Genomic DNA, 12858 nt, shown 5'->3' on the forward strand with positions numbered 1-12858 from the left:
CGTTTGGCTATATTGTAGGGCGGGGGCACCCCCGTTGGGGGAATGTCCGAAGGACAAGGGGGGAGCCGTCTCCGGCGAGGAATGCTCCCGCCGAGAGTTATCCTCCAAATGTCGTTCTCACGCGAAGCATGACAGCCTTTGATTTGCTTCGCGTTTCACGTTGATGTTACAACAACGTTTCGGCGGGAGCAAAGCCCCCGCCCTACGATGTCGCTTCGCGAACGTCCCTGCGGGACGCGGGTCGTCGGACACGCGTGTCGGAGCCGACCCCTACAGGTTTTTCGGAAACGTCGCATAGAGTTGTAGGGGACGGCGTCTCGACGTCCCGCCGTAGGGGCGGTCATTGACCGCCCGCTTCACAGGGCGTTGCATTTCCTGTCCGATGTTTTCGATATTAATTTCGTCCATCGTTCGCGGGCGACCGATGGTCGCCCCTACGACAGACCTTTGTACGATCTCCGTTCGACCTGTTTCGCGCGGCGATACCACCGTTTTCATAAAAACAAAACGGCTCCGAGGTGGCCCGAAGCCGTAACATGTCTTGTACAAAGTGTGCCGTCAATCCTGGAAGAGCGGGGTGGAGAGATAGCGATCGCCGGTATCGGGGAGCAGAACGACAATGTTCCTGCCCGCGTTCTCGGGACGCTTGGCGAGCTCGATCGCGGCATACGCAGCCGCTCCGGACGAGATACCGACCAGCACGCCCTCGGTCTTGCCGATGAGCTTGCCCGTCTTGAAGGCGTCATCGTTCTCGACGGCGATGATCTCGTCATACACGCCGGTATCCAGCACGTCGGGGACAAAGCCCGCGCCGATGCCCTGGATCTTGTGCGCGCCCGCTTCACCCTTGCTCAGTACGGGCGAGGAGGCAGGCTCCACCGCAACGACCTTGACGTCGGGATTTTTACTTTTCAGATACTGACCTACACCGGTCACGGTGCCGCCGGTGCCTACGCCGGCGACGAAGATATCCACCTTGCCGTCGGTATCCTCATAGATCTCGGGACCCGTGGTCGCGACATGTGCGGCGGGGTTGGCGGGGTTGACGAACTGACCGGGGATGAACGCGCCCTTGATCTCTTCTGTGAGCTCGTCTGCCTTGGCGATCGCGCCTTTCATGCCCTTGCTGCCGTCGGTCAGCACCAGCTCCGCGCCGTAAGCCTTCATCAGCTGACGGCGCTCGACGCTCATGGTCTCGGGCATGACGATGATGATGCGGTAGCCTCTCGCCGCCGCGACAGCCGCCAGTCCGATGCCGGTGTTGCCGGAGGTCGGCTCGATGATGACGGAGCCTTCCTTGAGGAGTCCCTTCGCTTCCGCGTCGTCGATCATCGCCTTGGCGATACGATCCTTGACGGAGCCTGCGGGGTTGAAGTATTCGAGCTTTGCGAGGATCTTCGCGTTCAGTTCAAGCTTCTTTTCGATATTTGTGAGCTCCAACAGCGGAGTCTTGCCGATCAGCTGGTCGGCGGAGGTGTAGATATTAGCCATGATGTTTCTCCTTATTATATAGTAATGATTCGGATTTGTAAATACAGAAAACGGAATCGTCCGTGTGCTTTGGGGGGCGGCGCCTCCCGCAATACGATCACAACATTGTCGGTAGTTTCCGACATCGAAAGCCGCTGTAGTACATTGTATCACCTTCTGTAGTTGTTTTCAACCTACCTAACAAGTAGGATGGTTGTATTATAGCAACACCGTCCCTCTTTGTCAAGCATTTTTTCAAAAAATATTCAAATTGGGTAAAAACGGCTGTCCGTTCGAAAGTATCTTTGGTCAGCATTTACTTGACATCATATGATGAAAGTGTTAAAATAAGTACCGTAAGATATGATGTAACGTAAGGAGTGGGTCTTGACGGACCCGCTCCTTGTTATTGTTACGATAAAATGTTGTTGTGAACCGTCGCCCGACGGCTCACGATCTCAACAGAACAGGAGGATGAACGTGGCTAACAGCAAGGGCAGAAACACGGTCAACGCCGTTGAGGAGCTCGCCGCTCCCATCGCCGAGTCCTTAGGACTGAGGATATGGGATGTAAGGTATCTCAAGGAAGGCTCCCAGTGGTTTTTGCGGGTGTTCATCGATAAGGACGGCGGCGTGGATATCAACGACTGTGAGAATATGTCCCGCGCGCTCGACGAGCCGCTCGACCGCCTCGACCCCATCGACGGCGAGTATATCCTCGAGGTCAGCTCTCCCGGTATCGAGCGCGAGCTGGTTCGTGAGGAGCATTTCACCCGGTTCATCGGCGCCGATATCATGGTCAAAATGATCCGTCCGATCGAGGGCATCGGCAAGGAGTTCAAGGGTGTGCTGACCGCTTATGACGACGGTATGGTCACCATCACCGACCACAGCGGCGAGAATCACGTCACCATCAATAAGAAGGACGCGGCGTATATCAAGCTGGACGACTTCGATTGATACAGGCTCCCTCTCCCAAGGGAGGCTCATAAGGCTTATAAATTCAATTCATAATTCAATTCATATAGAAAGGTCTGATTTGGAAAAATGGCAAGCAATAAAGAGCTCTACGAGGCGCTGCGGCTCCTCGAAAAGGAGAAAGGAATCCCCGCTGAGTACATGGTAACTCAGATCAAGAAGGCGATCATGACCGCCTGCCGCAATAATTACGGCGGCAATGAGAATGTTGAGATCAAGATGGACTCCGACAGCAACGCATTTTCCTGCAAGCTGCTCAAGACCGTCGTTGAAGAGGTCGAGGATCCGAACTACGAGATCTCCCTCGAGGACGCGCTCATCATCAGCAAGCGTGCCGCGGTGGGTAAAGAGGTCGGTATCCCGCTCGATCCCAAGACCCTCGGTCGTATCGCGATCCAGACCGCCCGTTCCGTCATCCGTCAGGGTATCCGCGACGGCGAGAAGGATCAGATGCTTGTCGAGTTCCAGTCTAAGGCGCAGGAGATCGCTACCGCGGTCGTCGAGCGCGTCGACCCCGTCACCGGCAACGCGACCCTGAAGTTCGGCAACGCTGTCGCTGTTCTGCCCCGTTCGGAGCAGATCGAGAGCGACAACCTGCGCGAGGGCAGCACCGTGAAGGTATATGTCTCCGGCGTGAAGGAGACCGAGCGCGGTCCGCGCGTCAATATCTCCCGTACCCATCCCGAGTTCGTCAAGCGCCTGTTCGAGAAGGAGATCCCCGAGATCTACGACGGCACCGTCGAGATCAAGTCCATCTCCCGTGAGGCGGGCTCCCGTACCAAGATGGCGGTGTTCTCCGAGGATCCCGAGATCGACGCTGTCGGCGCCTGCATCGGCGCCCGCGGCGCGCGCGTCAATACCATCGTGGAGGAGCTCGGCGGTGAGAAGATCGACATCGTGCTCTACGACGACGATCCCACCAAGTTTATCGCGGCAGCCCTGTCGCCCGCCAACGTCGTCAAGGTGGAGCTTGCCGAGGACGGCTCCAAGGCGTGCAAGGCGACCGTCCCCGACGGTCAGCTCTCGCTGGCGATCGGTAATAAGGGTCAGAACGTCCGCTTAGCGGCAAAGCTGACCGGCTATAAGATCGATATCCGTCCCGAGTCCGGCTTCTGGGGTGAGGACGAAGCGGACGATAAGAAAGAAGATAACGACGTCAAGGAAGACGAGTAATACAGAGGTGCTTTTATGGCAGAGCGAAAGATACCGCTGCGCAAGTGTATCGGCTGCGGCGAGATGAAGGATAAGCGTACGCTGGTGCGCGTCGTCCGCAACAAGGAGGGCGAGATCTCGATCGACCTTGTGGGCAAGAAGCCCGGCCGCGGCGCGTATATATGTAACAGCATCGCGTGTCTTGACAAGGCGCAGAAGGCGCGCCGTCTGGAACGCGCTTTCTCGACGAAGATCGACCCGCAGATATACGATGAGATGAGGAGAGAGCTCGGTGAAGAATGACAGACTGCTCGGCTTTCTCGGGCTGTGTAAGCGTGCCGGCTGCCTGATCTCGGGCGCCGAGACCGTCACCCGTGCGATCACGGAGCGTAAGGCGGTATTGGTGCTGTACGCCTCGGATACGTCCGAAAACAGCCTCAAGGGCGTCTTAAAGGCGTCAGAGAGCGCCCGTATCCCCGCGTACCGGCTCTCCCGCTCCAAGGAGGAGCTGAGCTTCGCACTGGGTAAGCACTGCGCCGTCATCTGCACGACCGACGCGGGCTTTGCCAAAAAGATAACCGAACTGATGAAGGAGGAATAATCATGGCACTTATGATTAAATATAAAGTCAAAGAGGTCGCGACCGACCTTGACGTCACGACCAAGGAGGTCATCTCCGTGCTGAAGGATAAGCTCGGCACGGATAAGAAGGCGATGACCACCCTTACCGAGGATGAGCTCAACTACATCTTCGATTATTTTACCACGAAGAACGCGGTCTCCGACCTGTCCGCCTACTTCGCTGTCCGCGATAAGGCGATCGAGCAGAAGGAGGAGGAAGCCGCTCAGCGTAAGGCGGAGGAGAAGAAGCGCCGCGAGGAGGCGAAGAACCAACTCCGTCCCGACTCGGCGAAGAAGGCTCCCGCCGAGGCTCCGCCGAAGAAGGAGAAGGTCGACAAGACCGCCGATATCGATCTCAAGAGCGAGATCAAGAGTAAGCGCGGCACCGGCCGCCTCGTCGATACCGGCGCGGCTGAGGTCAACGTTGACCGCTATAACCAGAAGTATGACGATCTTGCCCTTGATAAGGTCAGAAACGAGAACAATATGTCCTCGAAGAAGCAGAAGATCAACCAGCGCAGTAAGCAGAAGAACCGCCGCTCCGCGAAGCGTGAGACCGAGCGCGAGCGTATGGCGCGTATCGAGAAGGAGCGTAAGGCAAAGAAGATGACCGTCCTGATCCCCGAGGAGATCTCCATCGGCGATCTGGCGCTGCGCCTTAAGGCGACCGTCGCCGAGGTCGTGAAGAAAGCCTTCCTCATGGGTACGATGGTCACCGCGAACGACGTGGTCGATTTCGACACCGCCTCCCTGATCGCGATGGAGTTCCACGCAAAGGTCGAGCGCGAGGTTGTTGTCACCATCGAGGAGCGTATCATCGACGACAGCGAGGATACCGATGAGAACCTGATCGAGCGCGCGCCGGTCGTCGTCGTCATGGGTCACGTCGACCACGGCAAGACCTCCCTGCTCGACTATATCCGTAACGCGCACGTTACCGCGACCGAGGCGGGCGGCATCACCCAGCATATCGGCGCGTACCGCGTGAATATCAACGACAGAGATATCACCTTCCTCGACACCCCCGGTCATGAGGCGTTCACCACCATGCGTGCCCGCGGCGCGCAGGTCACCGATATCGCGATCCTCGTGGTAGCGGCTGACGACGGTATCATGCCCCAGACGGTCGAGGCGATCAACCACGCCAAGGCGGCGGGCGTATCCGTCATCGTGGCGATCAATAAGATGGATAAGCCGGGCGCCAACCCCGAGCAGGTCAAGCAGCAGCTCACCGAGTATGAGCTGATCCCCGAGGAGTGGGGCGGCGATACGCCCTGCGTACCCGTATCCGCCAAGACCGGTATGGGTATCGACGACCTGCTGGAGATGGTGCTGCTGGTAGCCGATATGAAGGAGCTCAAAGCCAACCCCGACCGCGCCGCGAAGGGTACGGTCATCGAGGCGCGCCTTGATAAGGGCAGAGGTCCCGTGGCGTCCATCCTCGTACAGAACGGTACCCTGCATACCGGCGATATCGTCGTAGCGGGCACGGCGGTCGGTCACGTCCGCGCTATGACCGACGACAAGGGCAGACGCGTCCACGAGGCGGGTCCCTCGATCCCGGTCGAGATCACCGGTCTGGACGACGTCCCCACCGGCGGCGACACCTTCAACGCCGTCACCGACGAGCGCCTCGCGCGCGAGCTGGTCGAGCAGCGCAAACATGAGAAGAAGGAAGCCGAGTTCAATGCCCGCACCAAGGTCACCCTCGACAACCTCTTCGACCAGATGAAGCTCGGCGAGGTCAAGGAGCTGAAGATCATCGTCAAGGCGGACGTACAGGGTTCCGTCGAGGCGGTTCGTCAGAGCCTCGAGAAGCTCTCGAACGAAGAGGTGCGCGTCAACATCATCCACGGCGCTGTCGGCGCGGTTAACGAGTCCGACGTCATGCTGGCGAACGCGAGCAACGCGATCATCGTCGGCTTCAACGTCCGTCCCGACGCCACCGCTCAGGCGAACGCCGAGCGTGACGGCGTAGATATGCGTATGTACCGCGTCATCTACGACTGTATCGAAGAGATCGAGAGCGCCATGAAGGGTATGCTCGCTCCCAAGACCCGCGAGGTCATCCTCGGTACCGCCGAGGTGCGTAACGTCATCCGCATCAAGTCTATCGGCAACATCGCCGGCTGCTATGTCAAGAGCGGTAAGATCCAGCGCGGCGCAGGCGTGCGCGTGGTGCGCGACGGTATCATCATCGCCGACGACAACGTCGCCTCCCTCCAGCGCTTCAAGGACAGCGTCAAGGAGGTCGCCGAGGGCTACGAGTGCGGTATCGGTCTGGAGAAGTACAACGATATCAAGGAAGGCGATATCTTCGAGGTATTCATGATCGAGGAGTATCGCGAGGACTAAATAGCGAATGATGAATCGTGAATAGTTGCGGGAGGGCTGCGCCCTCACCCGATTTGTATTCTGTTTTATCGAACTATCATTTAGAGGAAGTATTATGGCTAATCATAAATTAGGCAGGACTACAGAGGATATCCGCCGCGAGCTGACCGCGATCTTCCGCGGGCTCAAGGACCCGAGAGTCACCGGCTGCTTTCTGTCGATCGTGCGTGTAGAGGTCACCAACGACCTTTCCTACTGCACGGTATATGTCAGCGCCCTCGAGGGTATGGACGCGGCGAAAGAGGCGGTCAAGGGGCTGAAAAATGCTTCGGGTTATGTGCGGAGAGAATTGGGAATGAGACTTCGTCTCCGCCATGTGCCCGAGCTGATCTTTACCCCCACCGACTCGATCGCCTACAGCGCCGAGATATCGCGTATTCTGAACAGTCTTGATATTCCGAAGGACGAGGAGGAGCCCGATGAAGAAGATCACGCTTGAGAAGGCTGCCTCTCTGCTCCTTTCACACGACAAATTCAAGATCCTGACCCATATCTACCCCGACGGCGACTGCCTGGGCTGCGGTTACGCGCTCGCTTTCGCCCTGCGTAAGCTCGGCAAGCAGGCGAACGTCGCCGTGGAGGGCGCGCTGCCCTCCAAGTTCGGCTATCTCGCCGAGCATTATGAGGAACAGGATTTTACCCCCGAATACATCGTCAGCGTCGATGTAGCCGCTCCTTCGCTGCTCGGAGAGAGCGTGATGCAGGGCGTGGATCATATCGACCTGTGTATCGACCACCACGGCACCAACACCATCACGGCAGACTATATCTATGTCGATTCCTCCGCCGCGGCTGCCGCCGAGAGCATCTGGCAGCTGCTGCCGCTGCTCCATGTCGAGATGGACGAGGATATCGCGGCGGCGATCTATACCGGTATCTCCACCGATACCGGCTGCTTCTGCTACTCCAACACCACCTCCCGCACCCACCATATCGCGGCGGGCGTCATGCCCTTCTGCGACTGGAACAAGATCAATTACATCAACTTTGTCGTCAAGACCCGCGCCAAGCTCAAGCTTGAGCGCATGATCCTTGATACGATGTCGTATTACTACGACGGCAAATGCGCCGTGATCTATACCACCCTCGATATGTGCGAGAAGCTCGGCACCGGCGATGATGAGATGGAGGGTCTCGCCTCCATCCCGCGCCAGATCGAAGGCGTGCAGATGGGTATCACCATGCGTGAGAAGGCGGGCGGCGTGTTCAAGATCTCCGTCCGTACCAACGACGGCGTAGACGCCTCGGCGTTCTGTAAGCTGTTCGGCGGCGGCGGTCATCCCGCGGCGGCGGGCTGCTCCGTCGAGGGCGACCTCGAGACCGTTCGGGATAAGCTGGTCACGGCGGCTGGGGACTTCTTGAGATGAACGGCGTCATCCTGATACATAAGGAGAAGGATTTCACCTCCTTCGACGTCGTCGCGGTCGTGCGTAAGCTGCTGGGTCAGAAGAAGGTCGGCCATACCGGTACCCTCGACCCGAACGCCACCGGTATCCTGCCGGTGCTGCTCGGCACGGCGACCAAGGCGCAGGATGTCATCCCCTGTCACGATAAGAAGTATCGCGCGGAATTCCGCTTCGGACTCGCGACCGATACCCTCGATATCTGGGGCAAGGTCACGGAGGAAAAGCCGTCCTGTGTGAGCCGCGAACAGCTCGAACAGGCTTTAGCGCGGTTTCGGGGCGAGATCGAACAGCTCCCTCCCATGTATTCCGCCGTCAGTATCGACGGCAAGCGGCTCTACCAGTATGCCCGCGAAGGCAAAGAAGTTGAGCGAAAGACCCGCAGAGTCACCGTTTATGAGCTGGAACTCATTTCCTTTGACGAAAGCTCACAGAGCGGTATTTTGAATATTTTCTGCTCCAACGGCACCTATATCCGCACCCTGATCGACGATCTTGCGCGCTCGCTGGGTACGGTCGGCGTGATGACCGACCTCGTGCGTTATGAGGCGTGCGGCTATCGTCTGGAGGACGCGATCACCCTCGATCAGCTGAGCGAGCTGACCGGGAGCGGCGCCTTCGACCCCGGGAGCGCGTACTTCCGCTCGGTGGAGAGTATCTTCGCGACCTATCCGGAGCTTATCGTCAGCGATAAGCAGGCGAACCGTTTTGTCAACGGTAACCCGCTGGATATCGCCCGTACCTCGCTGCGCGGCGGTTCTACAGACGGCACGATCTACCGCGTCAAGGACAGGGAGGGACACTTCCTCTCCCTCGGCGTCACCGCGGGCGAAGAATTGAAGCTGTATAAGCATTTCTAGCAGATAACGGCAGGAGCGATCCTGCTGTTTTTTTTATCAAGGATTAGTATTCGTGCGACAGCCCCCTACAACAGACCTTGAATACGGTTGTCGTTTTCGCACATCCTATCCGTGAAGGAACCGACCCGACACAGTGAAAAAACAGCACGTAAACAAGCCTGTGAAAAAGCTTCACGCTATACTGGATACATAACGACATGCATCGGCTCAAAAGCCGAAATCGCTCGGAAAGGCAGGGGAGAGGTGTGTCAAATAACGATGTATCCGAGAAGCTGCGCCGCTATCGTGAGGCGTGCGCGTTGTCGCAGCAGCAGGTGGCTGCCGCGCTGAATATCGAGCGCTCTACTTATACGAAGTATGAAACCGGCAAGACAGAGCCGAACCTTGCGACGCTGGTGAAGCTCTCCGTCATCTTCAACGTTTCGCCCGAAACGCTGCTTCCGGTTCTTATTGAGCCGGAGAGGAAGGATCTGCGTGAGGTCGCTAACGCCGACAGCCCGATCTATCAGCTCAGTAAGGACGAGCGCGGGTTGATTGCGCTGTACCGTGTGCTCGATAAGGACAATAAGCGCTCCGTGATCGAAACGGTGTCGAATTTAGCCAAAAAACAGGGCTGATATCCGTCGAATATCGCTCTGTTGCCGTGAACTTTTTCTTTACTTTTGAGAATAATTATGGTACAATAGCACTTGACGCCCGATATGGTTCAGGGGATACGCCTCATGCTGAGGATTTCACCTGCCCTGTACTATGCGGAGCGCAGTAAATAGGAAAGGGTGAAACACATGCTGAAGGAAGAGAAGCTTGCTATCATGCAGGAGTATGCGACTCATGAGGGTGACACCGGTTCGCCCGAGGTTCAGATCGCTCTGCTCACCAGGAGGATCAACGACCTCACCGAGCACCTGAAGATCCACAAGAAGGACCATCACTCCCGCCGCGGCCTTTTCAAGATGATCGGTCAGCGCCGTTCTCTGCTCAACTACCTCACCAAGGTAGACATCGAGAGATACCGCTCCATCATCCAGAGACTGGGTATCCGTAAGTAATTCACAGCATGGGGCAAATGGGGCGACCCGTTTGCCCTGCGTTTCGTTAATATGGATTTGTCATTGTGAGGAGCAGCCAACGGCTGCGACGCGGCAATCTCAACCATTTTCAAAACATCAAATACAGGATGTTACAGCTTCGTTTTAGCGGTAAAACGAGAGCACTTTCACAGCAAGAAGTGAGGAGTTAGAAGTCGTAATAAATCAGGAATGAGAAATTGTAGGGGCGACCATCGGTCGCCCGCGAATGACGAACGTTATTGATATCGAAAACATCGGATAGGATATGCCACGCCCTGTGACAGCGGGCGGTCAATGACCGCCCCTACAGTATCGCTCCGCGAGCACCGACGTTTATATAATTCCTCATTCCTCATTCCTAACTCCTAATTCTAAAGCGCTCCTCACTTATCAAAGCGCTCCGGTTTTATTGCTAAAATACTGTACCATCCTGTCAATATATATTAACAGGAGGTAACTCTATGGCTAACAAGGCTATGATTTTTGACAAGTACCGCGTATTCGAGACCGAGTTCGCGGGCAGACCGCTGGTCGTTGAGACCGGCAAGATGACCCAGCTCGCCAACGGCGCGTGTCTGGTACGCTACGGCGAGACCGTCGTGCATGTTGCGGCTACCGCTTCCGCAAAGCCCCGCGACGGCATTGATTTCTTCCCCCTCTCCGTCGATTATGAAGAGAAGCTCTACGCCGTGGGCAAGATCCCCGGCAGCTACCTCAGACGTGAGGGCAGACCCTCCGAGAAGGCGATCCTGACCTCCCGCGTCATCGACCGCCCCATCCGTCCGCTGTTCCCCAAGGATATGCGCAACGACGTTTCCATCGTCGCGACCGTTATGTCCGTTGATCCCGACTGCATGCCCGAGATCGCCGCGATGGTCGGTACCTCGATCGCGATCTCCATCTCCGATATCCCGTGGAACGGCCCGATCTCCGGCGTATCCGTAGGCTTGGTCGACGGCGAGATTGTTATCAACCCCACCGCCGCGCAGCGCAAGGTATCCGATATGGCTACCACCGTCGCTTCTACCTCGGAGCGTATCGCGATGATCGAGGCGGGCGCGAACTGCGTCAGTGACGAGGTCATGTACAACGCGATCATGGCGGGTCATGAGGCGAACCAGAAGATCATCGAGTTCATCAACGGCATCGTCGCCGAGATCGGAAAGCCGAAGTTCTCTTATCCCTCTAACGAGCCGGATCACGATATGTTCGAGGCGATCAAGGCGTTTGCCGAGGAGGACGTCAAGGTCGCTCTCGATACCGACGACAAGACCGTCCGCGACGAGCGCTTAAAGCCCATCTATGAGGCTGTCCACGAAAAGTTCGACGAGATCTACCCCGACTCTGAGGCGAAGATCGACGAGTGCCTGTACAAGACCCAGAAGTTCATCGTCCGCCGCTGGCTGCTCGATGAGCAGAAGCGCGTCGACGGCAGAGGCATGGATGATATCCGTCCCCTCGCGAGTGAGGTCGGTATCCTGCCCCGCGTACACGGCTCGGGTCTGTTCACCCGCGGTCAGACTCAGGTTCTGACCGTCGCGACCCTCGGCACCGTCGGCGATATGCAGCTGCTCGACGGCATCGATGATGAGACCGAGAAGCGCTATATGCATCATTACAACTTCCCCTCCTACTCTGTCGGCGAGACCCGTCCTTCCCGCGGTCCCGGCAGACGTGAGATCGGTCACGGCGCTCTGGCTGAGCGTGCGCTCCTGCCCGTGATCCCCTCTCTCGAGGAGTTCCCCTATACGCTCCGCCTGGTATCCGAGGTCGTATCCTCCAACGGCTCCACCTCTCAGGGCTCCGTCTGCGGCTCTACGCTGGCGCTGATGGACGCGGGCGTTCCGATCAAGGCTCCCGTAGCCGGTATCTCCTGCGGTTTGATCACCGAGGGCGAGCGCTGGATGACCATGGTCGATATCCAGGGTCTTGAGGACTTCTTCGGCGATATGGACTTCAAGGTAGCCGGTACCAAGGACGGCATCACCGCCATCCAGATGGATCTGAAGATCAGCGGCCTGCTGCCCGAGATGGTCAAGGAAGCGCTCGAAAAGACCCACAAGGCGCGCAACTACATCCTCGACGAGGTCATGCTCAAGGCGATCGCCGAGCCGCGTCCCGAGCTCTCCAAGTATGCTCCCAAGATGTTCACCACCACCATCCCCGCTGACAAGATCGCCGAGGTTATCGGCAAGTCCGGCAAGGTCATCAAGGAGATCCAGGCTGAGTGCGAGGTCAAGGTCGACATCGAGGAAGAGGGCGAGATCGGTCAGGTATTCGTCGCGGGCTTAGACGCCGAGAAGTGTCAGCGCGCGATCGAGATCATCCAGACTATCGCCACCGATCCCGAACCGGGCGCTATGTATCTCGGCAAGGTCACCCGCATTATGGACTTCGGCGCGTTCGTTGAGATCGCTCCCGGTAAGGAGGGTCTGGTACACATCAGCCAGCTCGACGTCAAGCGTACCGACAAGGTCACCGACGTCGTCAACGTCGGCGACGTCATCCGCGTCAAGGTGCTCGAGATCGACGACAAGGGCAGACTCAACCTCAGCCGCAGAGATGTGCTGATCGAGGTCGACGGCCTGACTCCCGAGAACGATATCTCCGAGGAGCGCAGACCCCGCCGTGACGGCGGCAGAGGCAGAGGCAACCGCCCCCGCCGCGACAGAAAGTAAGCGATAACCCGTAATCATATCCCCCGCTTCACCGAGGCGGGGGATTTTTGCATACAGCGCCGCAGAGTGAGGAGCCGTAATAAATGAGGAATTAGGAATTAGGAATTAGGAATTATATAAACGTTGCATAGAGTTGTAGGGCGGGGGCTTGCTCCCGCCGAGACGCTGTGGTGACATCAATGTGAAACGCGGAGCAAATCAAAGGCTTGTCATGCTTCGCGTGAAAACGACA

The 12858-nt window shown here is 57.5% G+C and carries 12 protein-coding genes; 11 read left to right on the forward strand and 1 reads right to left on the reverse strand.

The window, feature by feature from the left end; translation table 11 throughout:
- Window positions 1-558 precede the first annotated feature (558 nt).
- The gene (gene cysK, locus R2I50_RS06325) at window positions 559-1491 is read right to left on the reverse strand and encodes a cysteine synthase A (RefSeq protein WP_316608315.1); all 933 of its coding nucleotides are present in this window, start codon (window positions 1489-1491) and stop codon (window positions 559-561) included.
- A 453-nt stretch (window positions 1492-1944) separates the two neighbouring features.
- Between cysK and rimP the strand changes: the two genes are divergently transcribed.
- From rimP to R2I50_RS06380, 11 genes are all read left to right on the forward strand, one after another.
- The gene (rimP, locus tag R2I50_RS06330) at window positions 1945-2430 is read left to right on the forward strand and encodes a ribosome maturation factor RimP (RefSeq protein ID WP_316608316.1); all 486 of its coding nucleotides are present in this window, start codon (window positions 1945-1947) and stop codon (window positions 2428-2430) included.
- An 87-nt stretch (window positions 2431-2517) separates the two neighbouring features.
- The gene (gene nusA, locus R2I50_RS06335) at window positions 2518-3621 is read left to right on the forward strand and encodes a transcription termination factor NusA (protein WP_316608317.1); all 1104 of its coding nucleotides are present in this window, start codon (window positions 2518-2520) and stop codon (window positions 3619-3621) included.
- 15 nt (window positions 3622-3636) lie between these two features.
- Complete coding sequence (rnpM, locus tag R2I50_RS06340; protein WP_316608318.1) at window positions 3637-3903, forward strand: RNase P modulator RnpM; 267 nt, start codon at window positions 3637-3639, stop codon at window positions 3901-3903.
- The gene (locus R2I50_RS06345) at window positions 3893-4201 is read left to right on the forward strand and encodes a ribosomal L7Ae/L30e/S12e/Gadd45 family protein (RefSeq protein WP_316608319.1); all 309 of its coding nucleotides are present in this window, start codon (window positions 3893-3895) and stop codon (window positions 4199-4201) included. Before rnpM ends, R2I50_RS06345 begins: the two co-directional genes overlap by 11 nt.
- A gap of 2 nt (window positions 4202-4203) precedes the next feature.
- Entirely contained in the window at window positions 4204-6576 is a 2373-nt protein-coding gene (gene infB, locus R2I50_RS06350; RefSeq protein ID WP_316608320.1) for a translation initiation factor IF-2, read from the forward strand.
- A gap of 94 nt (window positions 6577-6670) precedes the next feature.
- Complete coding sequence (rbfA, locus tag R2I50_RS06355; protein WP_316608321.1) at window positions 6671-7054, forward strand: 30S ribosome-binding factor RbfA; 384 nt, start codon at window positions 6671-6673, stop codon at window positions 7052-7054.
- A complete protein-coding gene (locus tag R2I50_RS06360) occupies window positions 7035-7982 on the forward strand; it encodes a DHH family phosphoesterase (protein WP_316608322.1) in 948 nt (315 codons plus the stop codon). The genes rbfA and R2I50_RS06360 overlap by 20 nt, the downstream gene beginning before the upstream one ends.
- Window positions 7979-8878, forward strand: coding sequence for a tRNA pseudouridine(55) synthase TruB (gene truB / locus R2I50_RS06365; protein WP_316608323.1), 900 nt, complete (start codon window positions 7979-7981; stop codon window positions 8876-8878). The genes R2I50_RS06360 and truB overlap by 4 nt, the downstream gene beginning before the upstream one ends.
- Before the next feature lie 245 nt (window positions 8879-9123).
- Entirely contained in the window at window positions 9124-9495 is a 372-nt protein-coding gene (locus R2I50_RS06370) for a helix-turn-helix transcriptional regulator (RefSeq protein WP_316608324.1), read from the forward strand.
- 168 nt (window positions 9496-9663) lie between these two features.
- The gene (rpsO, locus tag R2I50_RS06375; protein ID WP_316608325.1) at window positions 9664-9927 is read left to right on the forward strand and encodes a 30S ribosomal protein S15; all 264 of its coding nucleotides are present in this window, start codon (window positions 9664-9666) and stop codon (window positions 9925-9927) included.
- 500 nt (window positions 9928-10427) lie between these two features.
- A complete protein-coding gene (locus R2I50_RS06380; RefSeq protein WP_316608326.1) occupies window positions 10428-12626 on the forward strand; it encodes a polyribonucleotide nucleotidyltransferase in 2199 nt (732 codons plus the stop codon).
- Window positions 12627-12858 lie beyond the last annotated feature (232 nt).

The organism is uncultured Ruminococcus sp. (assembly GCA_902785355.1).
GTDB lineage: Bacteria > Bacillota > Clostridia > Oscillospirales > Acutalibacteraceae > Ruminococcoides.

What these genes read in the sequence shown, in the direction of transcription:
- cysK (WP_316608315.1), bottom strand. Translation starts at nt 1,491, where the DNA reads ATGGCTAATATCTACACCTCCGCCGACCAGCTGATCGGCAAGACTCCG.
- rimP (WP_316608316.1), top strand. Translation starts at nt 1,945, where the DNA reads ATGAACGTGGCTAACAGCAAGGGCAGAAACACGGTCAACGCCGTTGAG.
- nusA (WP_316608317.1), top strand. Translation starts at nt 2,518, where the DNA reads ATGGCAAGCAATAAAGAGCTCTACGAGGCGCTGCGGCTCCTCGAAAAG.
- rnpM (WP_316608318.1), top strand. Translation starts at nt 3,637, where the DNA reads ATGGCAGAGCGAAAGATACCGCTGCGCAAGTGTATCGGCTGCGGCGAG.
- infB (WP_316608320.1), top strand. Translation starts at nt 4,204, where the DNA reads ATGGCACTTATGATTAAATATAAAGTCAAAGAGGTCGCGACCGACCTT.
- rbfA (WP_316608321.1), top strand. Translation starts at nt 6,671, where the DNA reads ATGGCTAATCATAAATTAGGCAGGACTACAGAGGATATCCGCCGCGAG.
- R2I50_RS06360 (WP_316608322.1), top strand. Translation starts at nt 7,035, where the DNA reads ATGAAGAAGATCACGCTTGAGAAGGCTGCCTCTCTGCTCCTTTCACAC.
- truB (WP_316608323.1), top strand. Translation starts at nt 7,979, where the DNA reads ATGAACGGCGTCATCCTGATACATAAGGAGAAGGATTTCACCTCCTTC.
- rpsO (WP_316608325.1), top strand. Translation starts at nt 9,664, where the DNA reads ATGCTGAAGGAAGAGAAGCTTGCTATCATGCAGGAGTATGCGACTCAT.